Origin of the sequence: Cohnella silvisoli, assembly GCF_021190915.1 — a bacterium.
In the GTDB taxonomy this organism is placed as follows: domain Bacteria; phylum Bacillota; class Bacilli; order Paenibacillales; family Paenibacillaceae; genus Cohnella; species Cohnella silvisoli.
Map to the genome: position 1 here is coordinate 22,805 of NZ_JAIOAP010000013.1, position 26,307 is coordinate 49,111.

Sequence of the window (26,307 nt, forward strand, 5' to 3'; positions counted from 1 at the left end):
CCATGAAATATGTCATTGGCGTAGATTTGGGAACGAGCGCGGTCAAGACGCTTCTCGTTAGACAGGATGGCACTGTCCAATCCGAGGTTACCCGTGAATATCCGCTATATCACGATAAAACCGGCTGGAGCGAGCAGGAGCCAGAGGATTGGGTGACCGGTACGACGGGTGCGCTACAGGAGTTACTTTCTAATTCCGGTGTCAACCGAGACAGTATCGAAGGAATCAGCTTTTCCGGTCAAATGCACGGACTTGTCCTCCTCGATGCCAATAACCAGCCCGTTCGCAGAGCCATATTATGGAATGATACGCGCACGACCGAGCAGTGCCGGGAGATCGAAAGAACGCTCCAAGACAAGCTGCTGTCCGTCACCCGCAATCCCGCGCTCGAAGGCTTTACTTTGCCGAAGATTCTGTGGGTTAAGCAGAATGAGCCGGATGTATTCGCACGAGCGAGCCATTTCCTGCTGCCGAAAGACTATTTGCGTCTGCGTTTGACGGGAGCCGCCCACATGGATCTTTCCGATGCTGCAGGTACGCTGTTGCTGGATGTCGCGAACAAAATCTGGAGCGAGGAAGTTCTCGCCGCATTTAAGCTGCCGTCAGCTTTCTGTCCACCGCTCGTTGAAGCAGGTGCTTACGTAGGCACGATTTCGCCGGAGTCTGCCCGAGCAACAGGGTTGTCGCCTACGACCAAAGTGTTCGCCGGCGGAGCAGACAACGCTTGCGGAGCGATCGGAGCGGGCATTCTCTCTCCGGGACTCACCTTGTGCAGCATCGGGACATCGGGTGTCATCTTGACCTACGAAGCCGATGCATCCGCGGATTACGCAGGCAAGGTGCACTTCTTCAACCACGGGAAGGAAAATGCATACTACGCGATGGGAGTCACGCTAGCGGCTGGCTACTCGCTAAGCTGGTTCCGCAATACGTTCGCCAACGGCGAATCCTTCGACTCCTTGCTGGAAGGGATCGAAGATATCCCTGTAGGCTCGAACGGTTTGCTGTTCACGCCCTACCTCGTCGGCGAACGTACGCCTCATCCCGACGCGAAAATTCGCGGCAGCTTCATCGGCATGGATGGAAGTCATACGCGAGCGCATTTCGCTCGAGCAGTTATGGAGGGAATCACTTTCTCCCTGAACGAATCCATTGACATGTTCCGCGCCGCGGGTAAGTCGGTAGACACGATTGTCTCGATCGGCGGCGGCGCGAAAAATCCGCTATGGCTGCAGATGCAGGCGGATATATTCCGCGCGAATGTCGTTGCGCTAGAGAACGAGCAGGGTCCGGGTCTTGGCGCGGCCATGCTGGCTGCGGTCGGATGCGGTTGGTTCCCGACGCTGGACGCATGCGGGGAAGTATTCGTGAAACACGCACGAATATATCGTCCCAACGAATCCGCAAGCAAGCAATACGAACAGCTTTTCCGCATTTATCAACAAGTATATAACCAGACTAAGGAAATCAACCAATCCCTAGATGCTTTCCGCAAATAAATTAATCGGATAAAATGAAAATAGGTTAAGGGGTGCCTCCCTTTTCCCTAGAAGCCTCCGCATTTCCCAGCCGGTAACTGGGAGGAGGCTTTTTTCCGCATGACGAAGGAACCATGAATCTTTCCATATCGTATACTTAGGTAGCGTAACTGAGGAGGACAAAGAAATTGAATAGCGGATCAGAGATTCTTTTTCGAGCGGTTATAGAAGAAGCGGGATATGAGTCGGGCCGCCCGATCGTAGAGGAAGTAACCCTAAGCGTGCAGGCCGGTGAACGAGTCGGTTTGTTAGGGCCGAACGGAGCCGGTAAGAGCACCATTATGAAAGGGCTGCTCGGCCAACTTCCCCATTGGAGGGGGAAAATATATTGGCATGGCAAAGAAGAGGAGAACGGCGGCGGAGTCGAGATGTCCTCACGTATCGCCTACATTCCAGAACAGCCGATTCTCTACGAACGGATGACCTTATGGGAACATCTTGTGCTTGTAGCGGCGGCCGGAAGCATCCCCGAGGAGTTATTCCGTGAGCGTGCGGAGAAGCTATTGCGCAGATTCCGACTACAGAAGGTAAAACACGAATATCCCGTCAGATTCTCCAAAGGAATGCAGCAGAAGGTCATGCTCATCATTGGATTTTTGCTGAAACCGGAGCTTTATTTGGTGGACGAACCGTTCATAGGGCTGGATCCCGGTGCGGTGCTGGAACTGCTCGCAGCTTTGGATGAGGAGAGGAGCCGCGGAGCCGCCGTATTGCTCACAACGCATGTGCTAGACTCCGCCGAGCGGTTGTGCGACCGTTTTGTTCTTGTTCATGATGGGGGCGTGGCGGCCTCGGGAACGCTGGCGGAAATCCGGACTGCGGCTGGATGCGGGCCGGAAGCGCGATTGTTTGATTGTTTTCATAAACTTACCGAATACGAAGAGGTACAATCGTGAAGCATGAGGACCATACTGACGGATTTCATATCAAAAGGTTCAGCCCGTTTCCGCTATTCTTAGAACGAATGTCGGCTTATTGGGTTGCTATCTGGAAATGCTGGCGAACCGTATTGGATTGGGCTGTTTGGTTGTACATATTCATTCCGGGATTATTGATAATCGGCGGAATGTATCGCGATTTGGTGAGAAATCCTCCTCAATGGCTTCATGAAATCCCTGTTGCCCTTCTCCTAACGATCCTCGGATTGTTGCAGCTTACAGGGAAGTATAGGACGTTTGCCGAGCCCGGCGACGGGTTGTTCCTGCACCGCAATGCGAGATGGCTTCGCGGACTGACTGCGGCTGGGTTTATTTACGGCTTTATTACGCGTATATTCCTCTCTTCCTTAATTGCTGCCGTTTTATCGCCTTTATTGTTAGAGGTGTTCGAATTTTCCGGCTCATTTGTCATTATTCTGGTCATCTATTCTGCGATTTACGGATTCGTATGGATGTTGCTGAGAGATCGATTGATGCAAAAATTAAGAGGCTGGCAGCTAACAATTATTTTGCTTATGATTAGACCGGTTTTTTTGAGTGCTTTTGTTTGGCTCGCGGTGATAGGTGATACACAATCCGCCATTCTAGTTTTGGCGAGCGTGTTTATGTTGACAATTGCCTTCTGGCAGATGATGTTGCGTCTAAGGACGAAAGGAACGTTACTGCATGAAATAGCCGTGGAAAATGCTGCTTATGTTGCGAGCGTAGGCTGGATTCTCAGCGAAACGATGGACAAGAAGCCGGTCCCTAAATTGCGCAGACCGATGCTTTTCCGCCAATCGCAACCGCTCCTGAAGCATAGGGATGATGCCGATAGACTGTTGGATAGTTGGTTTAAATCGGTATTGCGTCGATTTGACCTGCTGAAGCCTCTCTTGTATTTAGCAGGTGCTGGAGCTGCTGCGATGTTGTTATCTCCACTCCCATTAGCGGTGATCGTGTGGCTAGTTTTGCCGATGCTGTTATTGGGCATGTTGCAACGCCAATGGCTGCAATGGTTATCCGAACCGTATATTGCTTTGTTTCGGTGGCCGGATGACATCCTTGAACGAGCTTCCGCCAAGGCTAAAATCTGGGGAGCATACCCTTTAGTATCGCTATGGGGAATCATTGTAGGCGTAAAGACGGGGCTGATCTATGGAAGCGTTGGGTGGTTGGCTATTGTTGTTATTCCCGTTGCAGGATATTATTGGTTGCGATTCGTAAATGAGGTCGTCACTTCCTTTAGCGCTTTGCGCAGGAAAAAGGAATAAATGTCGTATCCAATTGGAAAAGCTATGCAGGATTGAAGCGATAATGGAGAACGGGGAGGATATATCGATGATTCAAGCCGCTCTGATGTTCCAGTTTCCGGATGAGTCCCAGGCTAGATTGGCCGGCGAGACGCTGGAGGATTTAGGGTATGAGCCGCAGCTGCATGAAGGCGGGCGTCTGCACATTCACGTGGAAGACGAAGATTTGACCTCCGCCCTCGAAATCGTGCAATGTTACGCAGGCCAGCTAATGGAGCATGCCCCTGCGGAGGTTGTCCACGTTACCGATATCGCCTACGGAATGGACGACATTCCGATCCCGGCGCATACGGTGAACGAGGATTGGGAGGAAGCCTATCAGGTTGCGGACTCCGATAACGCCGAGCGGAAACCATCCTTCTCTACCGACGACGGCTCCTATGACCATTTCCAAGCGACCTAATATCACACAATAGCGAACAATTGAGGGGCTATCCCTTTAGATCTGCAAAGATCTGAGGGACAGCCTGTTTTTTTGGTGGAACTGACTGTAGCGGCGATAAATGCCGTTATACGATCCGCCAAGCAAGCGGTTATGCAGGCCGCTTTAACAGCAAAAATTGCCGTTATAAAGTCGTAAAGACCCTAATCCGGGCGTGTTTCCTGACTATAGCGGAAAAAAATGCCGTTATATGTTCATAGAGGGTGAGGCGCGGCCGATATAACGGAAGAAATTGCCGCTATCGAGGACTTCACCCCCCGTGGAGGCGTGGACTTCCAAACCGGCTGTTTTGCAAATGGAGTCTCTAGGCGGGGTCTAGCATCAAACAAACATGGATAAAAAAAGCGCTTGCAAAACTGCTCGGACCTATTTTATAATAAATCCGAAACGTTTTGGAAAGGTGTATAACGATGGCAACGATTAAAGATATCGCAAAAAAAGCGGGTGTATCCGTCACCACGGTGTCCAGGGCATTAAACGGTTACGATGACGTTAACGAAGAAACAAGGAAGAAAATCAAAAAGGTCGCGAAAGAGCTATCCTACAGCCCCAATGCCGTTGCCAGAAGTCTTGTCTCCAAGAAAACGCGCACGATCGGCCTTATTATTTCGGATATAAACCGCGCAGGAGCGAAAGATGCATTCGCATACGAAGTTCTTTGCGGAATTAATGACCGTACCGGAGATTTAAATTACGATTTACTCTTATTTAGCACTAACCCGTCCAAGCAGATGGAAAAGTCCTATACGGCTCTTTGCAAGGAAAGAAACGTAGAAGGCGCGATTCTATCCGGTTTGCGTCTGGATGATCCTTATTTGCAGGAAGTCATCGAGCAAAACGCCTTTCCTTGCGTACTGATCGATATTCCCAGAACCGGTGCAAACGTTGCCCATATTACTTCCGACAACCGTTTGGGGGCCGCAATAGCCACCCGACATCTATTGGAAAGCGGGCACCGCAATATCGCGATGATCAACGGGCATAATCAGGCTTTCGTTAGTCGGGAACGTTACGACGGTTTCAAAGAAGCGCTTGAGCAATTCGAATTGACGGACAGCCCGGCTCTCGTTTTCGACGGGTTATTCTCGGAAGATGGCGGAGCGGAAGCGATGTATCAAATTTTGATACGCCATCCTGAAGTAACGGCCGTTTTTTGCGCAAGCGATCTGATGGCTCTAGGCGCAATCCGCACATTGGAACGCATGGGCCGCAAGGTACCTGACGACATGTCGATAGTCGGATTCGATGATATCAGCATTTCCGCTTACTGCTCGCCCAAGTTGACAACGATCAGACAGGACAAATACGAACTCGGTTATCAAGCCGCTCAATTGTTGATCGACATGTTGGAGAATAGGACGGACAACCGAAAGATTTTATTAAATAATCAGTTGATTATTCGCGAAAGCACGCGGTGTAAAGAATGAGGCCGCTTTTTTTTACACTTAATCCGAAACGTTTCGGATAATTCTGAAAGTTAGGAAACAACAGATAAACAATAGGATGGAGACAAAAATGGACTACAGAGTAATTAAAAACAACGATTTGTTTCTAACAACCGATCACTACGGCGATATCACGGGAGCCGGCTCGCAAAACGGGCTGTATATGAAAGATACTCGGTTTCTCAGCAAGATGGAGCTTACTCTGAACGGTAAGCGCCCGTTGCTGCTGTCCTCCGCAGCCGATGAGAATTTCGTAGCGCGCATACGCCTGACTAACGAGCATGAAGAAGAGGGAGGAAAGGTGAAGCTATGGAGAGAATCCGTTGAGCTTATTCGAGAAAGGTTTATTTACGGGGAGGTGCTGTATGAAACAATCTCCATGACGAATTTTTCCACCAAACCGTTGTCGTTCGACCTTAGCCTCTCTTTCGAAGCCGATTTCAGCGACATGTTCCTCGTTCGGGGTTTTCAGCCTGCAGAAGAACTTGGTCGGGTGACGGAACGGAAAATGGATAAAACAGAGTGGCATGCTTCTTACTTGGGCGTCGACGGAGTACGCAGAGATACGGACATCACGTGGGATGCGGAAGCCGACTCCATAACCGAGTTAGGAGATATCGGCTTCGCGGTCAAGCTCGCTCCGACTGAAACGAGACGCATCACGTTTACCGTCATTCCTTCCGTGGATGGTATTCGGCCGATCACGAATCCGCGTGATATCGCGCTTGCCGAATTACAAGGAATGTACGAGCGTTGGAATGAACAAAGTCCTAAGATCGAGAGCGATTCTCCTGTCCTGAGTCGGTTGTATGACCGCGGTGTACAAGATTTGCGAGTACTGCTCACGGACTTCGGTCACGGTCTATTCCCCGTCGCGGGACTCCCTTGGTTTGCCGTTCCGTTCGGCCGGGACAGCTTGATAGCCGCGCTGCAGATGCTTCCTCTTAATCCGGATGTCGCCCGGGGTACGTTAGAAATGATGGCTGCCTATCAAGGAACGGAATTAAACCCTTGGAAAGACGAACAGCCAGGCAAGATCATGCACGAGCTACGCAGCGGAGAGTTATCCCGTTCCGGGCAGGTTCCTTTTGCTCCTTATTACGGCAGTATCGATTCCACGCCTTTGTTCATTGTATTAGCAGCGGAACATGCCCATTGGACAGGGGACACGGAAACGATCTCGCGATTGATGCCGAATATCGAGAAAGCGCTTGCATGGATCGATGAGTTCGGCGATCGGGACAAGGACGGCATGGTCGAGTACTATCAGGAATCTTCCAAAGGGATCGCTAATCAGGGCTGGAAAGACTCCGCCGATTCCGTTGTTCACGATAACGGGGAATTCGCTGCCGCTCCTATCGCCCTTGTTGAGGTTCAAGGCTATATTTATCAAGCCAAAAGCCGGTTAGCGCCCGTGGTCGAACGGCTCGGACATCACGAACTGGCGGAGCGGCTGAGAACGGAAGCGGAAAATCTCCGTCAGAAGTTTGACGGCGCCTTCTGGATGCCGGATGAACAGTTCTACGCGATTGCGCTGGATGCGAATAAGGATCAGGTTCATTCCGTCACTTCCAACCCCGGGCATCTGCTCATGAGCGATATCGTTCCGAAGGAAAAAGCACAGCTAGTAGCACACAGGTTGGTAGGGGACGATATGTTTGGCGGCTATGGCATTCGGACCATGTCGAGCGGCTCAACCGGCTATAATCCGATGAGCTATCATGACGGCAGCGTCTGGCCTCACGATAATTCGATCATTCTACTCGGGATGAGTCGGAAGGGATTAAAAGAAGAGGCGTCCACAGTCGTATCCGGACTGCTCAAAGCAGCGGAACACTTCGAATACAGCCGTCTGCCCGAGCTCTTCTGCGGCTATGACGACACGATCGGTTACCCGGTCTCGTATCCCGTCGCTTGCTCACCGCAAGCTTGGGCAGCCGGGACATCCGTATCGATCATCCAAGCGATGCTCGGACTTCACCCCGATGCGCTAAATCGTACGATAAGGCTTGATCCGTTCTTGCCGCGGGGCATCAACCACTTGACCGTAAGGGATATGCCGGTTGCCGATGGCCGTATATCCGTCTTGCTAAGACGCAAAGATGGATCCGAGTCCATTAAGGTCGATGTCTTGGACAACAGCAGCGGGTGCCGTATCGAATTTCGATAATCGGCCCGTAGTCGCAACACTGAATTAAACAGGCTAAATAAGCCGTTTAATTATAGAAACACACAAAAGGGAGGAAGGATTTACAATGAAACAAAGATTATCGGTATTATTGCTTCTGATGTTAGCTCTCGTCTTGGTGGTTTCCGCTTGCGGAAGTAGTTCTAATAACAAAGAAGGGGCATCTTCGACTCCATCTCCGTCTACACCCGCATCCCAATCAACCGAAGCATCAAGTACACCTGAACCGCCCAAAGATCCAGTCGAAGTCACGCTGGCTGGTTGGGGGGCCTCTCCCGAAGAGCAAGCTCTTCTGCAACAGGTACTGGATGAGTTTCAGTCCAAAAACCCCGATGTAAAAGTGAAATACGAAGTTATCGCCGATCAATATATGGACGTAATCAAAACCCGTTTGATCGGTAACGAAGCTCCGGACGTCTTTTACTTGGACGCTTTCGAAGCGCCTGCTCTGATCGCTAAAGACGTGCTGGAACCGTTGGACGGTTATGTGACGCCGGAGTTCGACACGAACGATTTTGAAGCGCCGATGCTGGATGCTTTCAAATCCCCGGACGGCAAAATGTACGGTTTCCCTAAAGACTATTCGACGTTGGCGTTGTTCTACAATAAAAAAATGTTTGCCGATGCCGGAATTGCGGCTCCCCCGGCAACATGGGACGAACTGCAGTCCATCTCGGCAAAGCTGACGAAAAAGAAGGGCAACAAGGTTGAAGCGTACGGTTTAGGACAAGCGCCTGAGCTGGCTCGTCAAATGTTCATGATCAAGGCATTCGGCGGCAAGCTGGCCGACGACCAAGGCATGGCGTCATTCGCGACGCCGGAAGCCGAAAAAGGGCTGGCGCTCGTAGTCGATCAGCATAACGTAGCTAAAACCGCGGGTCAACCGTCCGACGTCGGCGCAGGCTGGGGCGGCGAAATGCTTGGTCAGCAAAAAGCGGCTATGGTTCTGGAAGGCAACTGGGCGATTCCTTACCTGCAAAGCAATTTCAAAGACGTAGATTTCGCAACGGCCGAAGTTCCGTCAGTCAACGGCCAAAAAGGCACGATGGCGTTTACGGTCGCTTACGTCATGAACAAAAGCTCCGAGAAAAAAGAAGCGGCTTGGAAGCTGATATCTTATCTGACGGGCAAAGAAGGCATGAAAACTTGGACCAGCAAAGGCTTTGCGCTGCCAACCCGTAAATCGGTCGCGGCAGAGCTCGGTTTCGACAAAGATCCTCTTCGCGGTGCTTTGGTAGCAGGCGCTTCATATGCGACCCCATGGCAAGCAGGCACAACGCTGCCAACGATCATGAATAACTTCAACAACCAATTCGTAGCGGCTTACACCGGCCAATCTTCTTTGACCGATGCGCTCAAAAAAGGCCAGGAAACGGCAAATAAAGAAATTAAAGCTGCACAATAATATAAACGAAGCGTATTTCGCCGTCTCAAGTGCAACAAATATTGCAGCGCGCTGCGTTTGCAGGCTTGTTGTCGCGATGACGGCGAAGTCGTTTCTCGTCCCGACACGGAAAGGCCTAAAGGAGAGGTGTTAAGGATGGCCAAACCGCATCACAAAAGTAAACTAAGGGATTTGATGGCGGGGTATTCGTTCATGTCTCCCGCGATCGTCATTCTCGGCTGTTTTTTATTGCTGCCGATCGCGTACTCCATCTTCTTGTCGTTTCATAGAGTCAACTTGCTTGGCACGGTGAGCTACAAGTTTACGGGTACGGCAAACTTCGAACGGATGCTGGACGATCCAAGGTTATGGATTGCGCTTAGGAACACGTTCAAATACGCCCTCATCGTTGTTCCATCGCAGACGCTGCTAGCCATCGTGCTCGCATCGATCTTGAACATGAAACTCCGTTATCGGAATTTTTTCAGAGTTGCGTTTTATCTCCCCACGGTTACTTCATCCGCTGTTCTTGTACTCATTTTTATGTGGATTTACAACAGCAATGGTCTCTTGAACTTCATGCTTGAGGCGGTCGGTTTGCCGACGTACAATTGGCTCGGTGACCCATCTGTAGCGCTTCTCGGCATTATGATCATGAATATATGGTCGACAGCACCGTTATTTATGGTGATCTATCTGGCGGCTTTACAAGATATTCCGGAAACCTTGTACGAAGCGGCGGAAATCGACGGGGCGAGCGGATGGCAGAAATTTTGGCGTATTACGTTGCCGCAGCTCAAGCCTGTCACCTTCTACGTTATCGTAATGGGAATTATCGGAACGTTTCAGTTGTTCGACCAATCGTACATTTTCTCGGCAGGCTCGGGCGGACCGAACAACGCGACTCTGACCATGGTGCTGCTCATTTACCAATATGCTTTCAAAAGCCTTGATATGGGCTACGCTTCCGCGCTCGCGTTTCTGCTGGCCGTGGTCATTATGCTCATTACGGTTGTGCAGCGGTTGATCTTTAAGGAAGAACGGCTGAATTAGGAGGGGATCGGAGTGCGTACGTCGATAAATCGGTTCAGGCCGTTGTTTTACGTGCTGCTGGGAATATATGCGCTTATTACGTTTATTCCGTTCTTATGGGCGATGTCCGCTTCATTCAAGACGTTGCCGGAAATCGTGGCGGGCGGAATGAGTTTCATACCGAAGCATTTTACTTTCGATAATTATCGGACCATTTTCCATCAGGAGCCGCTCTTCACGCGCTGGTTTTTGAATAGTGCCTTGATAGCCGTTTCGGTGACCGTGTTTAATTTGTTGTTTAACTCCATGGCTGGATATGCATTGGCTAGAATTCGTTTTCCCGGAAGCTCGTTGATGTTCTTCAGCATTCTGGCGATGATCATGATTCCGGGCCAATTAACGATCATTCCGAGTTATTTGATCATCAAGACGTTGGGCTGGCTCAACAGCTATCAGGCCATCATCGTTCCAATGGCTGCGCAAGCGACTTACATCTTTATGATGCGGCAGTTTTTCATCAGCTTTCCGCGCGAACTGGAGGAGGCATCGCAGTTGGACGGGTTGAGCAGGTTTGGCCTTTTCTTCAGGGTTGTCCTTCCGCTCGCCAAGCCTGCTTTAGCCGCGCAAACGATTTTCATATTCATGGGGGCATGGAACGAATTCCTGAAACCGCTCATGCTAATGTCGGATAAAGCGATGTTTACCCTTTCGGTCGGGCTCAATACGTTCAAAGGGCAGTATATAAGCTTCTGGAACTATATTATGGCGGCATCCATCATCATGACGATCCCGGCGTTATTGATTTACATCTTCTTCAACCGCTTTTTCGTCAAAGGGATCACGTTCACCGGTACCAAATAAAAATACGGAACGTATAGGCCAGGGGGACCCGGTATTATACGCTCCGTATTTTTGTTACTGCGAGCCGGCGTGTTTCCCTGCCGTATACCCTGTGGAGAAAGCCGCCGTAATGTTATAGCCTCCCGTGTAGCCGTGTATATCGAGGACTTCCCCGCAGAAGTACAGTCCGTTCATCAATTTGGACTGCATCGTCTTCGGATCGATTTCCTTCAGGTTGATTCCGCCTCCCGTTACGAAGGCATCCTCGATAGACAGCGTTCCGTACACCTTGATCGAGAAACGCTTAATGAGCTTCGCTAACTGCATCCAATCTTGCCTTGGAAGGTTATCGTATGTGAGCGATTCGGATAGGCCGGACTTCTGCAGGAGTAATGGAATCATTTTATCGGGCAAACAGGCTTTAAGAATGTTCTTGATCGATTTCTTCGGTTCTATCTCGCATAGCCGTAAAGTGTCGATATAAACCTCATCCACGCTTTTCTCTGGCATCAGATCCACGGAAACTTCAACGTTCCCAACATGATATTGCTTCAAGGCTTTTACGACGAACTGGCTGCAGCGCAGGGCGATAGGGCCAGACACGCCGAAGTGGGTAAATATCATATCTCCTCGGTGTTCGATGATCTTCTTTCCTTTAGGGTTCCATACGGACAGCGCCACGTCTCTAAGGGATAGACCTTGAAGCTCTTTGCTCTGGATAAAAGGTTCGTTGGACGTTAGAGGAACTTCGGTTGGAAAAAGCTCTGTAATCGTATGTCCCGCCTTCTGCGCCCAAGGATAACCGTCCCCGGTCGAACCTGTCTGCGGCACGGATTTACCTCCCGCGGCCACGATCGCGGCACGGCAGCTAAGCGTTTCGCCGGATTTAAGACGCACGCCGACGACCTGGTTTTCTTCATATATAATCGTATCGACAGGAGAATTGAGCTTAATCTCAACGCCTTGCTTTACGATCTGGTTCACGAGGGTATCCACGACGGTTTTAGCCTTATCCGTCACGGGAAACATACGGCCGTTGTCCTCTTCTTTCAGCCGAATGCCAAGGTTCTCGAAGAACGAGATAATATCTTTATTGTTGAAATGGGAAAAAGCGCTGTAAAGAAAACGCCCGTTGCCGGGGATATGCTGGATAAGCTCGTCGATATCTTTGTTGTTCGTTACGTTACACCTGCCGCCGCCGGAAATTCCGAGCTTGCGTCCTAATTTCTCGCCCTTATCCAACAGAAGCACCTTTGCGCCTTGTTTGCTTGCGGCAACGCTGGCCATTAATCCGGCAGAGCCCCCGCCTATTACGATTACGTCGTATTTCATTCTTTAAACTCCCGATCGATTGATTTACTAAGATTTTAACATTAGTCCGGTCTTCTTCCTAATCCTACACAGGATGAGTTACAATACTACGGAAAAGCTTAAGAAACTAGGTAATCGCATGCTCGTCGCAGGACAGAGAAGGGGTGTCGAGAACCATGACGTTTTTGAGACGGATCCGGCAATATCGGGTTTACCGAAGATTAGTGATGTCCTATTTGCTGCTTTCAGTGATCACCATTACTTTGTTATCGTATATTCTGTACTCGATGTTTTCCGCAAGGGCGGTTCAAGAAATCGATCGGTCGTCCAAGCAAATGCTGGCGCAAGTCAGTTACACGGCTAATGTGGTTTACGGACAAGTACAGGACGTAACGGGCCAATTGCTGAGCGATAACGAGATCATGTCGTTCTTGTACGCAAAGGAAGACAACAAAAGGGTTGATTATACCGCCAGCTTGTTCCTGACCCGAATTCAAGGCGTGTATCCTTTTATTAAAAATTTAAGCACCATGGCTTGTGCGGAACTCAGTCTACAAGACATTTTAGACAGTTTGACCGTTAACTAAGGATGCATAGGACGATTAAAAGTTTGACTAAGAAGTCCCGTAACCATTCGGGGCTTCTTTTCTTTTTAGCTTACAATTCTCGACAATATTCGAGGAAATTCGATAAATATTAAGTACCTATTATTGTAACCTATGGTGAGATGTGTTTTAATCTAAGTGATCATTTAAGTGGAAAATTGTGTATGACGCCGATCGGTTCGTGCGGGAGGTTCGCTGAATGTGGAAAGATTCGCTGCTGCAAGTTCTAATCGCATTTCTACCCGTTTTCATGTTCATGGTCTGGTACACGAAACCTGAGAGAACCCGAATCGCGCACCTGTTTCTATGCATCGTTTGCGGCGCGGCCATGCTATTGTGCATGCATTTTACAACGATAAACGATCAGGGCATTTATTTCGACTTTCGCCATATTCCTTTTATAGTAGGCTCCTTGTATGGTGGAATTCCCGCTGCCGCTCTTCTCTTGGTGGTCTACGCAGCCGCTCGATTGAGCCAAATTACGCACCAATGGGATTATGTTCTGTTTGCTACTTTCTTATTAGTTTTTATTCCGATATTATTCTCGCGGATATCCGTGTTTCAACGAAGCGCTAGATCCAGCAGATTTAAGATCGTATGGCTCCTATGCTTGACTCTTATTCTTATTCAGATCACGGCCTATTTGGCTAGTTTTCCCAATTTACATTTAGCAGATATTCCGGACCGGCTTGGCGCCGCTCTTATTTTCATTTTCTTATTCACGCTGATTACTCTAGTTTCCGTACATTTCATAGAATTGGGCTACGAGAGAATTCAATTGCAATTTCAGCTTCATGATGTTTCCAATAAATATCGTACCGAAATGCGCAGGCTGCAGCAATTTATCGATAATACTCCCTTAATCGTGGTGTTCTGCGATAAATGGGGCCTCATCACCCATGTCAACGACATGGCTCTTAAGTTTGTCAGTCCGCTCGGACGGAAGGACATTCTCTATCAGAATTTCTCTATCCTTATGGAAAAAATGGATTTGCAGTCCGAGACGAATCCGGTTGACAGCGTCATTCAAGGAGAAGAAAGACTGACAGAGATGCTCCGTGTTCACGGACGAACGTTCTATACCGTTACTTGTCCGATCAAAGAGATGCCTTCGGAGGGTACAGATGGCGTATTGTTCATTGGCCATGATGTGACGGAGCTTCAGCGGCTGAAGGATGAGGTTGATCGGATGGAGCGCCTTAGCTTAGTTGGGCAAATGGCGGCAAGCATTACGCACGAGATACGCAATCCGATGGCCGTCATCCGAGGGTTCGTGCAGCTGCTCAACGAAAGGAGTCCTGCGGATCAGCAGTCTTATTTTCGCATCGTATTGGATGAATTGGACCGCGCTAACGCGATCATTAACGACTTTCTATCCTTGGCGCAAAATCGGATCGTCGAGAAGGAATCTTCAAACCTGCATGATTTGCTGAATGATCTGCTTCCACTAATATGGGCTGACGCGAATATGAGGGGTCAAATCATTGATTTGCGGTTATGCGAGGAAATGGATTTGCTTCAAATGAACAGCAAAGAAATTAAACAGCTTATTCTTAATTTAGCCCGCAATGGAATGGAAGCGATGGATGATAAGGGTGTTCTGCGCATCGAGACGATGAATCTGAAGGATACCGTTCAGCTTCGCGTTATCGATAACGGGATTGGCATATCCGTGGAGAAGCTAGAGCGGTTGTTTGAACCGTTCTACACGACGAAGATGAACGGTACGGGTCTCGGATTGGCTTTATGCCTTAGTATCGTCGAACGGCATAATGGCAAGATTCACGTGGAATCTACAGTCGGGCAAGGAACGACGTTCATCGTATCATTCTGTAAACCCGGCCGATATTGTTGGTAAGATTCGTTGTTAAATGCGGATAAGCGGCTATAATCGGGTTAAACTACGGGGGATACATCCATACAAGGAGGATGCTTCCATGCCAAGCTCCCAAGGACCGTCGAAATCCGGACGGAAAGGCGACGCTCGCGCCAAGAAAGACCGTTCACCGTTATCCCCGGGATTTGACAAGAAATTAGACGGCCCCAACCGCCCGTCTACCTGATCGACATCTGCGCGGATAAGAAGAGTAAACCCTACGCAGGCGTTAAACCTGCCGGGGGGCATGACGATTCGGAATTGGATCCGTTCGAAATCGAATTTCGTTCGGAATACCGCGACAACCGGGGTCCGCGGGAGCCGTTCGTGAATGCCGAGGATGTCGTCATTGGCGATCATGATTACGTTTCTGCAAATTCGCCGCTCGAGCAATGGAGCGAAGAAACGGAACCGTCGATAATGGCGGGAGAGCAATGGGTGCATCCGTACAAGGATATTGGCTTTCGTACCAGGGAGAACCGGGATTTATTCGAACGAGGGATAGCGCCGTCATCCGGGCTATTTATGCATCCTGTTCATTCCACGTCCGATTCTATCGAGCTAGATGAGGATGAATATTTCCCTGTCCCCGAAGTGTTGGACGAACCTTGATAAGATGGGCGATGCGGCCTGATGCGGAACGCTTACTTGCGTTACGGAACAGTCGTCATCGCCCTGTTTTACGTATATGGGTCCCTAAAGGCGAAGTAGATGGCCTATTAATTTTGACTGAGGTTGCGACTGCGCTGTATAATGAAGAATAGCGGAATAACCAAACCGTCAAATCATTGAAATCCGGAAAGCGAGGGGCCTTCTATGTCGATGTCTTTCGAAAGATATATGTTGGATATGGTACAACCGATGCGCGATGATCTCACGCGTCTTGGCATTCAAGAATTAAGAACACCTGAAGAGGTAGAAGAGAAGCTTCCGACGGCTTCAGGCACGGCGCTAGTCGTTATCAACTCGGTATGCGGATGCGCGGCGGGTCAATGTCGCCCGGGCGTTGCCCAGGCGTTGCAGCATGATGTGTTGCCGGATCACCAGTTCACGGTATTCGCTGGACAAGACAAGGAAGCGACTGCGAAAGCGCGCGAATATTTCTTGCCTTATCCGCCATCCTCCCCATCGATTGCTTTGATGAAAGATGGAGAACTCGTTTATTTTATTGAGCGTCATCAAATCGAGAATCGCAGTGCAGGCGATATTGCCGCGGATCTAACGTCAGCCTTTGACCGCTTTTGCCGTTAAAATCACTTCATCCCGTGGGCTATAGGCCATTTTGGCCTGGCCAACGGGATATTTTTGTTAACAGGACTTAAATGGGAGGAATGACTTTATGACGGTACAGCAAGAAATCATTGCGAAGCTAGGCGTTAAGCCTGTAATTGACGTTGACGATGAAATTGAGCGCAGGGTAAACTTTCTCAAGGATTACGTCAAACAAGCAGGGACGACAGGGTTGCTGATCGCGATCAGCGGAGGCGTGGACAGTGCGGTAGCTGCCGGACTTTGTAAACGCGCGACGGACGAGCTGTCTCAAGAATCCGGCAAGGAGTACATAACGCTTGGAGTATTCCAGCCTTACGGTGAGCAGGAGGATATCGACCACAGCTATGCGGTTGCGGAAGCTTTCGGGCTTACGCATAAAGTCGAGACGAACATTGCCGAGGCCGTGGACGAGATTGCGCTGGAAACGGAATATGCTTTCAAAGCGCTGAATATTCACCGCCATATTAGTCGCGGGGGCAAAGGAAACGTGAAAGCCCGCACGCGTATGGTCGTACAATATGCTTTGGCGTTCGATCTTAACCTGCTTGTCGTAGGGACGGATCATGCTTCCGAAGCGTTGACCGGCTTCTTCACGAAGTGGGGAGACGGCGCCGTTGACGTGACCCCGCTCAGTACTCTGAACAAACGCCAAGTCCGCGAACTGGCCAGGCGCCTGGGAGTTCCTGCAAGCGTGATCGATAAAGCGCCCACGGCGGGATTGTGGGAAGGGCAAACCGATGAGAAAGAGCTCGGAGTCACTTATGAAGACAATAGCGCTTATTTGGAAGGTAAAGAAATCGATTCCATAGCGCGTGAAATACTTGAGAAGCACTACTTGCGCACACAGCATAAACGACAGTCCATTCCCGGGATTTAACCTACAAGGATGATTGTCGGTATCGGATTGGACGTCGTCGAGCTAGCGCGGATAGATAAATTGCTGTCGGGACCGAGCGGACAGAAGTTCGTTACAAGAGTGCTAACGGCTCATGAATACAAGAATTGGGCAAGCTTGCAGCCACGCCGTGCGCTAGAGTTTGTAAGCGGCCGAGTTGCCGCCAAAGAAGCCGTCGTCAAAGCAATAGGCTGCGGGATCGGGGCCCTTGTCGGCTTCAAGGATATTGAAGTGCTTCCGGACATGCTTGGCAAACCGGTATGCACGCTCTCTGAAGCTTCGATAAGGCGGCTTGGATGGGAAGGGCATACCTACAAGTTGCATCTTGCGATTACCCACGAACGTTCATTGGCGGCAGCTACGGCTCTTATGGAGAAGTAAGGGCATCAACAGCTCGGTTGTTTCCGCAACCGGGCTGTTATATATTGGGTTAAGAAATATGAATTTGTAAATTTACGGTTCTTGTTACCTATCGTATAATGGAAGCAGCAGGCGTGAGGGTTTTTATAACTAGATAATGAGGCGTAGAGATGACAACGAATTATTTAACTATCATGATGAAACATTTCGAGCACATGAATATTGAGGTTGCCGCCGCTGCCGAGACGATACTAAATGCAACCTCCCTCAAGGACCGGGAAGACGTGTACGACTGCAACCGCTTTCTGTTCGTTAAGGAAGGGGAAGGCAAATTGATCGTTCAGGATAAAGAAATCCCCTTGGCAAAGGGGATGTTCTGCGTTTTATTGTCCGGGATGTCCCATCGGATTGCTCTCGATCCGGATGAGGAACTAACTTTGCAATGGTGCCATTTCCGCGCCAGTTACGAGGATCGCGATCTTTACAGGACGCTTAAAATCCCATTTCATATCTCGATTAGGGATGAACAGGCGACATCGGCGCATTTCGGGCGTCTATTTGAAGAACTGGCGCAGGACAAGCTTACTTCCAGGCTCAGAATCAAAGCGATCATGTTGGAGTTAATAAGCGATTACTTGGATAACTTGCCAATAATGACCAAGGATGGCGCTCCGACCGAAGATCTACAGAAGATTGACATGGTGCTGAAATATATTGACGATCATTTGGCTGATAATATAACGGTAGAAAATCTGGCGAAACAAGTCTATTTGCATCCGAATTACTTTATCGTGTTTTTCAAAGGGATTCTTGGGTATTCACCTATTCAATATGTAAACCAGAGACGTATGGAGACCGCTAAGAGCTTGCTTCTGCAACCGGAATGCAATGTTTCCGCGGTTGCGGGGAAGGTAGGCATGCAAATCTATTATTTCTCCAGGATGTTCAAAGCCCATACGGGTTTGACGCCCAGCCGTTACCGCAAGCAATCGGCGACTTTCGTTGCAGCCGGTAACCTGTCGTCGGAAGGAGAAGGGAAACAGAAGTGATCGCAAACGACAATAAACGGTATTTCAGCACCGAATTGCTGAGTTGGTATCATAAAGAACGTCGAGACTTGCCTTGGAGAAGAAGCCGGGACCCTTATCACATCTGGGTTTCGGAAATTATGCTGCAACAGACTCGCGTGGATACGGTCATTCCTTATTTCAACCGCTTCGTGGATCGATTTCCATCCCTGCGACAATTGGCGGAAGCGCCGGAAGAAGATGTGCTGAAGCACTGGGAAGGCTTGGGCTACTATTCAAGAGCCCGAAATCTGCAATCTGCCGTTCGCGAAGTCGTAGAGCGTTATGACGGACGGGTTCCCAGCATCAAGAGCGAGGTATCGGGCCTCAAGGGTGTAGGCCCGTATACGGCGGGGGCGATACTCAGCATTGCCTACAATCAGCCTGAGCCTGCTGTGGACGGAAATGTCATGCGGGTCCTATCGCGATACTTCTGCCTCGAGGATGACATCGCTCGCCCATCCACTCGCGTAGCGATGGAAGGGCTTGCTCAGGAGCTCATACCGGAAGGAGAGGCCGCGGACTTTAATCAAGCATTAATGGAGCTTGGGGCGATGGTATGCACGCCTAAATCCCCATCATGCCCGGAATGCCCCGTGATGAAGTTGTGCAAAGGACGTCTCGAAGGCCGGGAACGCGAGCTGCCCGTGAAAACCAAAGCCAAGAAGGCGAGACCCGTATATCGATTCGCCGCGCTAATTGAGGGGACCGGGCTTAATGCGGGTAAGCTGCTGGTTAGACAGCGACCGGATACGGGCTTGCTCGCACGCATGTGGGAGCTTCCACATATCGAGGTGCCGGATGCTGCCTCATGGGACTCCCTGTCCTCAGGCAGGCTGTCGCTGGAGGAAGCGCTGGCCGAAGATGGCGTGAGGATTCAAGCCACTGAACAGATTATCGGGGATGCTCAGCATATTTTCACTCACCTCGTATGGAACATCAGAGTGCTCGCAGCCATTGCAACAGAAGAGGCGTACTTGATGGACCGAACCGCTTACAGGTGGGTGGGACCGGAAGATTTCGAGAGCTACGTGTGGCCCAACGTTTTCCGCAAGTTGTTAACGGAATATTATATTCGCAACATTAAATAAAATGGACAGTAACGAAATCAAGCCAAGACGCTCCGGAATCCATCGGAAGCTGTCTTGGCTTTTTTGCATGGATGGGCCTTAGACCACTAACCGACTTGGATATGCTCAATTTTAGCACTGACGGCGTTAATTACTATTCGGGAGGGTCTTGGCGAAGCTGCATTTCTGGATCTTCGGGCGGCGAGGGCAGTTTTTTGGCCTTGGCGAAGCTGCATCGCTGGATCTTCGGGCGGCGAGGGCAGTTTTTTGGCCTTGGCGAAGCTGCATTTCTGGATCTTCGGGCGGCGAGGGCAGTTTTTTGGCCTTGGCGAAGTTGCATCGCTGGATCTTCGGGTGGCGAGGGCAGTTTTTTGGCCTTGGCGAAGCTGCATTGGTGGATCTGGACTTACGGAGTCGCACGGAACAAGAAGAAGGTCAATAAAGTACCCTCGTGTGATCGAGGCAAGTACGAGCGAGAGGTTGGTTGAAGGCCAATAAAGTGCCCTCGCATGATCCCCGCCGGGGGGCGACAAAAAAGAGGCTGAGCAGAGGCGCAAAGACGCCTGCCCAACCTCTTTTGTATAATCGCTCATAGTCAGAAATTACTTCGCAGCGTCGTAGATCGCGCCGACTGCGTTCCAGTCAACGATGTTCCAGAAAGCGGCGATATAATCAGGACGTTTGTTTTGATATTTCAGGTAGTAAGCGTGCTCCCATACGTCAAGGCCAAGAAGAGGAGTTTCGCCATCCATGATCGGGCTGTCTTGGTTTGGCAGGCTGTACACTTTCAGCTTTCCGCCTTTATCCAGCGCGAGCCAAGCCCAACCGGAACCGAAGCGTGTAGCGCCGGCAGCCGCGAAAGTTTCTTTGAACTTATCGAATCCGCCAAGCTCGCTTTCAATAGCCGCAGCCAATGCGCCGGATGGTTGTCCGCCGCCGCTTGGGCTGATTGTTTTCCAGAAGAAGGAATGGTTGGCGTGTCCGCCGCCGTTGTTGCGAACGGCAGTGCGAATGCTTTCCGGAACCGCGTTCAAGTCGGAGATCAGGTCTTCAACGCTTTTGCTTTCCAATTCAGGAGCGGATTTCAATGCATTGTTTAAATTCGTTACATAAGCATTGTGGTGACGGCCGTGATGGATTTCCATCGTTGCGGTATCAATGTTCGGCTCAAGTGCGTCGGTTGCATAAGGTAGTGCGGGCAATTCATGTGCCATCAGAAAAACCTCCTAGTAATTGTTTTTAATATGTAGCTTTTGTTGCTCACGCTTATTATTATCCCAAAACTAATTGATTAAAGCAACATAGATGTATAAAAAGTCAAAAGTCGTGTCGTTATGACAAGGTCTGTCGTTCAACAACTTCCTTATTATTACCATTTCGAAATCGATTAACTCGTAAAAAAATCCGAATTTCGCTAATTAACCCCGTTACTCCTTAATAATCTACAGCATCCGTCCTGTTTAAAGCGTTTACATCCTATTATCTATCGTTTTTACAAAAAAAATTTATGTTTTTTTAATAAAAGTGCTAGAAATTTCGCTAAATTGTCGTAAAATTAAGAGATCGTTAACTGGATGTAAAACTTTTTCGCCCGGGGGAATTTTACAGCATGCAGATTCGTTCTTTCCAATTGTCAGACTACAGGTCGGTTGCAGAGCTTCTGGAAGAAGTGTTGTCGGAAGAATGCTGTGAAGAGACAATGGGTGCATTCGCACGTCAATTGTCTTGGGATAGCGAGTTGGTGCTTGTCGCGGAATCGGCAGGTCGCATCGCTGGGGTATTAATTGGAACGATAGATCAACAAAAGGGTTATGTATACCGCGTAGCCGTCCAGAAGGATTTCAGACGCCAAGGCGTGGGACGAGCTCTTGTATCCAACATGAACAACCGTTTTCGTCAGCGCAACGTGCTGAGGGTTCTCATTGCAGGGGACAAGCATAACGAACTTTTGCGGCCATTTTACGAATCGCTTGGTTTACGACCTATCGATTTCGTCCGGTTAACGCAGCCGCTCTCGATTGTAGCAGGTTAAATCGATTGCGGAGGGCTCTTCGGAAGCATATCTTTTGCGCCATTGCTTTTGGCGGGGAGATATGCTTTTCTTATAGTATCGGGGAGCGTGGCATCATGACGAAAGCGGATTTACGATATGAGCGACTTATGATTAAAAGCTTCAAACATGATGGTTCATTGCACCGGGTATGGCTCGAAAATTGGCAAGTACCAAGAACTCGGCTTCATCCGCATCATGCGGAACAGTCTGTATGGATATTACTTAACGATCACACGACTATTATAGAAGCGGATGGCAAAGAATGGGTTAGCAGAGTTCCGGCGGTTTCATTCTTCATACCTGAGCAATGGTATAATGTCGTGGCGCTTATCGAAGACAAGGGAATTCGTTATTATTGCAATTTAGCATCGCCTCCTTACCGCTACGGGAATGTGCTGACTTATATTGATTACGACTTGGACGTTGTTCTGCTGCCCGATGGTTCCTCGTATGAGCTCGACCGGGATGAATTCCTGCGCCACAAAGCGGAATATCGATATAGCGAAGCGGTGGAGGCCCAAGTCGAGACAGGACTACAAGTTCTTCAAGAGGCCATTGCCAAGAAGGGTTTCCCTTTTGGCGACGTCGAGGTACATCGCTATTATGAACAGTGGAAACAACATTTGAACGCTGAAGGAGAGAACGAGCAGCCATGAGACAACAAGCAGATACGATAGCTTCTGGCAGCAGAAGGCGTTCGGTGCAGAAGCAAGGTCTGAGCGGATGGCGCAAAGAATTGTGGGATTGGTCGAAAGCGCTGATCGTGGCTTTTATTATCGTACTGCTTCTTAGAGCTTTCGTCTTTCAACTGTCCACTGTGAAGAGCTACTCCATGCAGCCAACGCTTTATGAGCATGAATGGTTATTTATTAACAAAATCGCTTTGGAATTCGGGAGTCTGAGCCGAGGGGACGTTGTCATCTTGAAGGATCCCGACACGGGCCCTGACCGCAAAGAGTTTCTTGTTAAGCGAATCATCGGCTTGCCAGGGGATAAGCTTGAGATTCGCGCCGGCCAACTGTATATCAATGGAGAATTAAAAGTGGAATCCTATACAGATGTGAAAATAGAAGGTCAGGATTTCGGCCCGACTACGGTAAGCTCGGGTCATTATTTCGTCATGGGAGACAATCGGCATCAGGGAGCCAGCAAAGACAGCCGCGTATTCAAGGAAGTGCCGGAGGAGATGTTCAAAGGCCGCGCGGATTTCATCATATGGCCGATTAGTCGTTGGGCTAAGCTGTGAGCGATTTGAAGATGCGGGACGCATGGGATGAAGTTGCTTATTGGCGACAATTCAAAGAAGAGATGATCGGTGCAGCGGCAAGCCTTGGAATCGACAAGCTTAGAGTCGCATCGGCGGATCCGTTCCTGGAATTGAAGGGGCGGCTCATCCGCCATCGCGAGCTTGGGTACGAATCGGGATTTGAAGAGCCGGATCTGGAGAAGCGAACAGAGCCGGCTTTGCTGTTGCCCGGGGCGCGTTCCATTATCGCGATTGCCGTCGCCTATCCGTCGAAGCTCAAAGGTGCCCCCGTATCGGAGCCGGGCAAACGCCGCGGAATTTTGTCGCGCTCCGCTTGGGGCGAGGACTATCACCAAGCGTTGAGACGCCGGTTAGGGAAGCTGACGGAATGGATAAAGCTTAGGATTCCCGATGCGCAGATGCTCTCCATGGTAGACACGGGGGCACTCTCGGATCGGGCCGTAGCGGAGCGAGCGGGAATCGGCTGGAGCGGGAAAAACTGCTCGACGATAACGCCTGAGCTGGGCTCATGGGTTTATTTGGGCGAGATGGTCACGAACCTGCCGCTTCCGCCGGACCAACCTGTGCTCGACGGCTGCGGCGATTGCACGATCTGCATCGATGCTTGTCCGACCGGCGCTCTTGTCGGTCCAGGACAACTGAACGCGCAACGCTGCATTTCCTACGTCACGCAGACGAAAGGGCTTGTAGAAGACGATATGATGGTGAAAATCGGCAACCGGTTATACGGTTGCGATACCTGTCAGATCGTATGCCCCGTGAATCGGAAGATCGATATTCGCCATCATAAAGAGCTGCTGCCCGATCCGGAAGTGGCCAAGCCTTTGCTGCGGCCGTTGCTTAAGATGGGCAACCGTGAATTCCGCGAGAAATTCGGGTCGGGCTCCGCATCGTGGCGGGGGCGCAAACCCATTCAACGGAACGCTCTTATCGCATTAGGCAATTTCCGCGATGCCGAATCCGTTCCTGATGTCGTCGCGGTGCTTCGGGAAGACCCCCGTCCCGTATTGCGGGCAACCGCAGCCTGGGCGCTTGGTCGGATAGGTACAAAAGAAGCGATCGAAAGCTTGCGGACCTCGCTGCCGCCCGAGGAAGATGTCGATGTGAGAAACGCAATTGAACGCGCAATGTCGGCGCATGCGGGGCAATCGATTATTTCCGAGGAAATACAACGTAATTAAACGTTCGGCGCATTAATTTATTTGTCGGTCGTGCCGAAATATAAGAGTAAGGCATCCATGAAACAACGCCAAGCAAAGGCAGGAGAGATACGGGATGAAATTAGTCGACATTGAGACGGTCGAACCGGGTCAAATACTGGGTAAAACAATATTTTCATCGAACGGTACGATATTGCTGTCTACGGGCGTGCAACTGACCGTTTATATGATCAGTACCTTGAAGCGGATCGGTGTTACGACTATCTATATCGATAACCCGCTTTATCGCGATATTTCAGTAGATGAGATGTTATCGGACGAAACGAAACGGGCCGTCATTCATCAAATGTCCGAGATGTTCGAGACGCTGCGTTCCGGCAAAACGTTCAGTTCCAAGGCCATCGGACAAACCGTCGATGAACTGCTGGATGACGTATTAAGAAACCAGAACATTCTTATTCATCTCTCGGATATTCGCACCGCCGATAATGCTATGTTCCTGCATGCTATGAACGTATGCATGATCTCATCGCTGCTTGGGCTAAACATGGGTTTGAACATGATACAGCTGAAGGAATTAGCAATTGGCGCGTTATTGCATGATATAGGCAAGCTAAATGCACCCGAAGTTCAAGAAGGGCGTATGCACCATGCGTGGCGAGGATTCGATTTGCTGAAAAATAAGCGGGAGTACAGTCTGCTTATTGCCCACGTTGCCTTTCAGCATCATGAAACTATTGATGGGACGGGAGTGCCGCGGGGTCTCAAGGGCGAGGAAATTCATATCTATGCCAAGATTGCCGCGGTCGCGAATATTTATGACAATCTTCTCTTTAATTCCGGAGAAGAACGGATCTTGTTGCCGCACGAAGCATGTGAGCGATTGAATGCGATGTCGGGAACGCTGCTTGACCATGAAGTATTGACGCAATTCATGAGAATCGTCTCGATTTATCCGAATGGAATTTCCGTGAAACTATCCAATCGGCAGACAGGCGTAGTCGTCGGGCAGCATCGGGGATTGCCGGGAAGACCGATCGTTCGCATTATCGATAAAGACGGCGATGAAGCGGTAGGCTTCAAGGAAATCGATCTGGCGCAGCACCCGACGGTTTTCATAGAAGCCGTATTATCCTAGTCCGCAATCAAGCGGATTTCGTTTGCGCCTCGCAGTTCGGCCATGCTATCATAGTACAACGGCCCTGCTAAACGCATCGCGGCGTTTGCGGGGTTTTATTATGAAATTTCGGAGGCGTTACATGATGTGGACGTACTTAATTCCGATACTGACGTTAATCGTCGGTTTAGTCGTCGGATTTATCGTTGGGGTATTTTATTTGCGTCATCAAATGACGAAGATGCAGAACAACCCGGAAATGCTTCAGAAGATGGCTAAGCAAATGGGCTATAACATGAACAGCCAGCAACTGGCCAAAGCGCAACAAATGATGAAAAATCAGAACACGGGCGGCGGAAGTCCAAAACCAGGCCCAAGTTCTAACCAGAACAATAGAAATAATCCTAAGTTTCGCAGATAGTGGGGGATTGCCGTGGCGGGAGCCAAAGATTACGCTAATACGCACGTTAGCAACAATCGCGAGCAGGTCGAGTATCATGTTCGTGAAATCCTGAAGCTCATTGGGGAAAATGTCGAGCGGGAAGGTTTGCTTGAGACGCCCGCCCGCGTAACCCGGATGTATGAGGAAATATTCGCCGGGTATGCGGTAGATCCAAGAGACGTTCTTGGCGTTACTTTCGACGAGCAGCATGAAGAGCTTGTCATCGTTAAGGACATCGTCTATTACAGCCAATGCGAGCATCATATGGCGCCTTTCTACGGTAAAGCGCATATCGGTTATATTCCAAGCGGCAAGATTGCGGGATTAAGCAAGCTTGCGCGCTTAGTCGAAGCGGTATCTCGCCGCCTGCAAGTCCAAGAGCGGATTACTTCGCAAATTGCGGACATCCTGGAAGAAGTGCTTGTTCCGCACGGCGTTATGGTAGTCGTTGAAGGGGAGCATCTGTGCATGTGCGCGCGCGGCGTTAAGAAGCCGGGCAGCAAGACGGTCACATCGGCTGTCAGAGGCCAATTCCGACAAAGCTCTGCGCTTCGTTCGGAGTTTCTTGAGTTGTTGAAGAGGTAATCGATAATAATGGAATTAACGTCTGCGTTAATCGCAGGCGTTTTTTTTCTGTAACTCAGCCAAAATAATAAATGGCCATCGACAGCAACCATCGGGGTTTACTGTAAAAGGCCATTTACATTCGCAAT

The 26,307-nt window shown here is 49.8% G+C and carries 28 protein-coding genes; 26 read left to right on the forward strand and 2 right to left on the reverse strand.

What is annotated here, in order from left to right; all coding sequences use genetic code 11:
* The first annotated feature begins 2 nt into the window (after positions 1 to 2).
* The 9 genes from xylB (at position 3) to K7P76_RS22180 (ending at position 11,120) form a co-directional block, all read left to right on the forward strand.
* Positions 3 to 1,499, forward strand: a complete 1,497-nt coding sequence (xylB, locus tag K7P76_RS22140) for a xylulokinase (RefSeq protein WP_232187497.1) — start codon at positions 3 to 5, stop codon at positions 1,497 to 1,499.
* Positions 1,500 to 1,666: 167 nt separating this feature from the next.
* A complete protein-coding gene (locus tag K7P76_RS22145; RefSeq protein ID WP_232187498.1) occupies positions 1,667 to 2,434 on the forward strand; it encodes an ABC transporter ATP-binding protein in 768 nt (255 codons plus the stop codon).
* The gene (locus K7P76_RS22150) at positions 2,431 to 3,729 is read left to right on the forward strand and encodes an ABC transporter permease (protein ID WP_232187499.1); all 1,299 of its coding nucleotides are present in this window, start codon (positions 2,431 to 2,433) and stop codon (positions 3,727 to 3,729) included. The genes K7P76_RS22145 and K7P76_RS22150 overlap by 4 nt, the downstream gene beginning before the upstream one ends.
* Positions 3,730 to 3,796: 67 nt before the next feature.
* A complete protein-coding gene (locus tag K7P76_RS22155; protein WP_232187500.1) occupies positions 3,797 to 4,171 on the forward strand; it encodes a hypothetical protein in 375 nt (124 codons plus the stop codon).
* A gap of 449 nt (positions 4,172 to 4,620) precedes the next feature.
* The gene (locus tag K7P76_RS22160; protein WP_232187501.1) at positions 4,621 to 5,637 is read left to right on the forward strand and encodes a LacI family DNA-binding transcriptional regulator; all 1,017 of its coding nucleotides are present in this window, start codon (positions 4,621 to 4,623) and stop codon (positions 5,635 to 5,637) included.
* A gap of 88 nt (positions 5,638 to 5,725) precedes the next feature.
* The gene (locus K7P76_RS22165; RefSeq protein ID WP_232187502.1) at positions 5,726 to 7,825 is read left to right on the forward strand and encodes an amylo-alpha-1,6-glucosidase; all 2,100 of its coding nucleotides are present in this window, start codon (positions 5,726 to 5,728) and stop codon (positions 7,823 to 7,825) included.
* A gap of 85 nt (positions 7,826 to 7,910) precedes the next feature.
* Positions 7,911 to 9,248: an ABC transporter substrate-binding protein gene (locus K7P76_RS22170; protein ID WP_232187503.1), complete on the forward strand. Its 1,338-nt coding sequence runs from the start codon at positions 7,911 to 7,913 to the stop codon at positions 9,246 to 9,248.
* Between the two features lie 135 nt (positions 9,249 to 9,383).
* On the forward strand, positions 9,384 to 10,280 hold the full coding sequence (locus K7P76_RS22175) for a carbohydrate ABC transporter permease (RefSeq protein ID WP_232187504.1): 897 nt from the start codon (positions 9,384 to 9,386) through the stop codon (positions 10,278 to 10,280).
* Between the two features lie 12 nt (positions 10,281 to 10,292).
* Positions 10,293 to 11,120, forward strand: coding sequence for a carbohydrate ABC transporter permease (locus tag K7P76_RS22180; protein ID WP_232187505.1), 828 nt, complete (start codon positions 10,293 to 10,295; stop codon positions 11,118 to 11,120).
* Positions 11,121 to 11,174: 54 nt separating this feature from the next.
* Here the strand turns inward: K7P76_RS22180 and K7P76_RS22185 are convergent, their stop codons facing one another.
* A complete protein-coding gene (locus K7P76_RS22185) occupies positions 11,175 to 12,431 on the reverse strand; it encodes a BaiN/RdsA family NAD(P)/FAD-dependent oxidoreductase (protein WP_232187506.1) in 1,257 nt (418 codons plus the stop codon).
* Positions 12,432 to 12,586: 155 nt separating this feature from the next.
* Between K7P76_RS22185 and K7P76_RS22190 the strand changes: the two genes are divergently transcribed.
* From K7P76_RS22190 to K7P76_RS22230, 10 genes are all read left to right on the forward strand, one after another.
* Positions 12,587 to 12,997 carry a hypothetical protein gene (locus tag K7P76_RS22190; RefSeq protein ID WP_232187507.1) on the forward strand — a complete coding sequence of 137 codons (411 nt, stop codon included), beginning with the start codon at positions 12,587 to 12,589 and terminating at the stop codon, positions 12,995 to 12,997.
* A 217-nt stretch (positions 12,998 to 13,214) separates the two neighbouring features.
* A complete protein-coding gene (locus K7P76_RS22195; protein WP_232187508.1) occupies positions 13,215 to 14,873 on the forward strand; it encodes an ATP-binding protein in 1,659 nt (552 codons plus the stop codon).
* A gap of 79 nt (positions 14,874 to 14,952) precedes the next feature.
* Positions 14,953 to 15,078, forward strand: coding sequence for a hypothetical protein (locus K7P76_RS33215; protein WP_255678711.1), 126 nt, complete (start codon positions 14,953 to 14,955; stop codon positions 15,076 to 15,078).
* 74 nt (positions 15,079 to 15,152) lie between these two features.
* A complete protein-coding gene (locus K7P76_RS22200; protein ID WP_232187509.1) occupies positions 15,153 to 15,503 on the forward strand; it encodes a DUF3905 domain-containing protein in 351 nt (116 codons plus the stop codon).
* 204 nt (positions 15,504 to 15,707) lie between these two features.
* On the forward strand, positions 15,708 to 16,142 hold the full coding sequence (locus tag K7P76_RS22205; RefSeq protein ID WP_232187510.1) for a BrxA/BrxB family bacilliredoxin: 435 nt from the start codon (positions 15,708 to 15,710) through the stop codon (positions 16,140 to 16,142).
* Positions 16,143 to 16,230: 88 nt separating this feature from the next.
* The gene (gene nadE, locus K7P76_RS22210) at positions 16,231 to 17,040 is read left to right on the forward strand and encodes an NAD(+) synthase (RefSeq protein ID WP_232187511.1); all 810 of its coding nucleotides are present in this window, start codon (positions 16,231 to 16,233) and stop codon (positions 17,038 to 17,040) included.
* A 9-nt stretch (positions 17,041 to 17,049) separates the two neighbouring features.
* Complete coding sequence (gene acpS, locus K7P76_RS22215) at positions 17,050 to 17,439, forward strand: holo-ACP synthase (RefSeq protein ID WP_232187512.1); 390 nt, start codon at positions 17,050 to 17,052, stop codon at positions 17,437 to 17,439.
* 149 nt (positions 17,440 to 17,588) lie between these two features.
* Positions 17,589 to 18,467, forward strand: a complete 879-nt coding sequence (locus K7P76_RS22220) for an AraC family transcriptional regulator (protein ID WP_232187513.1) — start codon at positions 17,589 to 17,591, stop codon at positions 18,465 to 18,467.
* Positions 18,464 to 19,576, forward strand: coding sequence for an A/G-specific adenine glycosylase (gene mutY, locus K7P76_RS22225; protein WP_232187514.1), 1,113 nt, complete (start codon positions 18,464 to 18,466; stop codon positions 19,574 to 19,576). Before K7P76_RS22220 ends, mutY begins: the two co-directional genes overlap by 4 nt.
* Before the next feature lie 148 nt (positions 19,577 to 19,724).
* Entirely contained in the window at positions 19,725 to 19,997 is a 273-nt protein-coding gene (locus K7P76_RS22230) for a hypothetical protein (protein ID WP_232187515.1), read from the forward strand.
* Positions 19,998 to 20,157: 160 nt separating this feature from the next.
* On the opposite strand, the gene K7P76_RS22235 is transcribed toward K7P76_RS22230, so the two are convergent.
* Entirely contained in the window at positions 20,158 to 20,769 is a 612-nt protein-coding gene (locus tag K7P76_RS22235; RefSeq protein WP_232187516.1) for a superoxide dismutase, read from the reverse strand.
* Positions 20,770 to 21,164: 395 nt separating this feature from the next.
* Here K7P76_RS22235 and K7P76_RS22240 point away from each other — a divergent pair, with 395 nt between their 5' ends.
* From K7P76_RS22240 to folE, 7 genes are all read left to right on the forward strand, one after another.
* The gene (locus K7P76_RS22240; protein WP_232187517.1) at positions 21,165 to 21,587 is read left to right on the forward strand and encodes a GNAT family N-acetyltransferase; all 423 of its coding nucleotides are present in this window, start codon (positions 21,165 to 21,167) and stop codon (positions 21,585 to 21,587) included.
* A gap of 95 nt (positions 21,588 to 21,682) precedes the next feature.
* Positions 21,683 to 22,264 carry a DUF402 domain-containing protein gene (locus K7P76_RS22245; RefSeq protein ID WP_232187518.1) on the forward strand — a complete coding sequence of 194 codons (582 nt, stop codon included), beginning with the start codon at positions 21,683 to 21,685 and terminating at the stop codon, positions 22,262 to 22,264.
* Positions 22,261 to 22,854 (forward strand): signal peptidase I, encoded by a 594-nt coding sequence (gene lepB / locus K7P76_RS22250; protein WP_232187519.1) that lies wholly within the window; start codon positions 22,261 to 22,263, stop codon positions 22,852 to 22,854. Before K7P76_RS22245 ends, lepB begins: the two co-directional genes overlap by 4 nt.
* An 11-nt stretch (positions 22,855 to 22,865) precedes the next feature.
* Positions 22,866 to 24,056 carry a tRNA epoxyqueuosine(34) reductase QueG gene (gene queG / locus K7P76_RS22255; protein ID WP_232187520.1) on the forward strand — a complete coding sequence of 397 codons (1,191 nt, stop codon included), beginning with the start codon at positions 22,866 to 22,868 and terminating at the stop codon, positions 24,054 to 24,056.
* Between the two features lie 94 nt (positions 24,057 to 24,150).
* On the forward strand, positions 24,151 to 25,173 hold the full coding sequence (locus tag K7P76_RS22260; RefSeq protein ID WP_232187521.1) for an HD-GYP domain-containing protein: 1,023 nt from the start codon (positions 24,151 to 24,153) through the stop codon (positions 25,171 to 25,173).
* A gap of 121 nt (positions 25,174 to 25,294) precedes the next feature.
* Complete coding sequence (locus tag K7P76_RS22265) at positions 25,295 to 25,573, forward strand: YneF family protein (protein ID WP_232187522.1); 279 nt, start codon at positions 25,295 to 25,297, stop codon at positions 25,571 to 25,573.
* Positions 25,574 to 25,585: 12 nt separating this feature from the next.
* Positions 25,586 to 26,179: a GTP cyclohydrolase I FolE gene (gene folE, locus K7P76_RS22270; protein WP_232187523.1), complete on the forward strand. Its 594-nt coding sequence runs from the start codon at positions 25,586 to 25,588 to the stop codon at positions 26,177 to 26,179.
* Positions 26,180 to 26,307: the final 128 nt, after the last annotated feature.

Coding starts and splice junctions, on each gene's coding strand:
- xylB (WP_232187497.1), top strand. CDS start 3: ATGAAATATGTCATTGGCGTAGATTTGGGAACGAGCGCGGTCAAGACG.
- K7P76_RS22155 (WP_232187500.1), top strand. CDS start 3,797: ATGATTCAAGCCGCTCTGATGTTCCAGTTTCCGGATGAGTCCCAGGCT.
- acpS (WP_232187512.1), top strand. CDS start 17,050: ATGATTGTCGGTATCGGATTGGACGTCGTCGAGCTAGCGCGGATAGAT.
- K7P76_RS22195 (WP_232187508.1), top strand. CDS start 13,215: ATGTGGAAAGATTCGCTGCTGCAAGTTCTAATCGCATTTCTACCCGTT.
- K7P76_RS22160 (WP_232187501.1), top strand. CDS start 4,621: ATGGCAACGATTAAAGATATCGCAAAAAAAGCGGGTGTATCCGTCACC.
- K7P76_RS33215 (WP_255678711.1), top strand. CDS start 14,953: ATGCCAAGCTCCCAAGGACCGTCGAAATCCGGACGGAAAGGCGACGCT.
- K7P76_RS22245 (WP_232187518.1), top strand. CDS start 21,683: ATGACGAAAGCGGATTTACGATATGAGCGACTTATGATTAAAAGCTTC.
- K7P76_RS22170 (WP_232187503.1), top strand. CDS start 7,911: ATGAAACAAAGATTATCGGTATTATTGCTTCTGATGTTAGCTCTCGTC.
- K7P76_RS22260 (WP_232187521.1), top strand. CDS start 24,151: ATGAAATTAGTCGACATTGAGACGGTCGAACCGGGTCAAATACTGGGT.
- K7P76_RS22235 (WP_232187516.1), bottom strand. CDS start 20,769: ATGGCACATGAATTGCCCGCACTACCTTATGCAACCGACGCACTTGAG.
- K7P76_RS22185 (WP_232187506.1), bottom strand. CDS start 12,431: ATGAAATACGACGTAATCGTAATAGGCGGGGGCTCTGCCGGATTAATG.
- nadE (WP_232187511.1), top strand. CDS start 16,231: ATGACGGTACAGCAAGAAATCATTGCGAAGCTAGGCGTTAAGCCTGTA.
- K7P76_RS22165 (WP_232187502.1), top strand. CDS start 5,726: ATGGACTACAGAGTAATTAAAAACAACGATTTGTTTCTAACAACCGAT.
- K7P76_RS22205 (WP_232187510.1), top strand. CDS start 15,708: ATGTCGATGTCTTTCGAAAGATATATGTTGGATATGGTACAACCGATG.
- lepB (WP_232187519.1), top strand. CDS start 22,261: ATGAGACAACAAGCAGATACGATAGCTTCTGGCAGCAGAAGGCGTTCG.
- K7P76_RS22265 (WP_232187522.1), top strand. CDS start 25,295: ATGATGTGGACGTACTTAATTCCGATACTGACGTTAATCGTCGGTTTA.
- queG (WP_232187520.1), top strand. CDS start 22,866: ATGCGGGACGCATGGGATGAAGTTGCTTATTGGCGACAATTCAAAGAA.
- K7P76_RS22220 (WP_232187513.1), top strand. CDS start 17,589: ATGACAACGAATTATTTAACTATCATGATGAAACATTTCGAGCACATG.
- K7P76_RS22190 (WP_232187507.1), top strand. CDS start 12,587: ATGACGTTTTTGAGACGGATCCGGCAATATCGGGTTTACCGAAGATTA.
- K7P76_RS22240 (WP_232187517.1), top strand. CDS start 21,165: ATGCAGATTCGTTCTTTCCAATTGTCAGACTACAGGTCGGTTGCAGAG.
- K7P76_RS22175 (WP_232187504.1), top strand. CDS start 9,384: ATGGCCAAACCGCATCACAAAAGTAAACTAAGGGATTTGATGGCGGGG.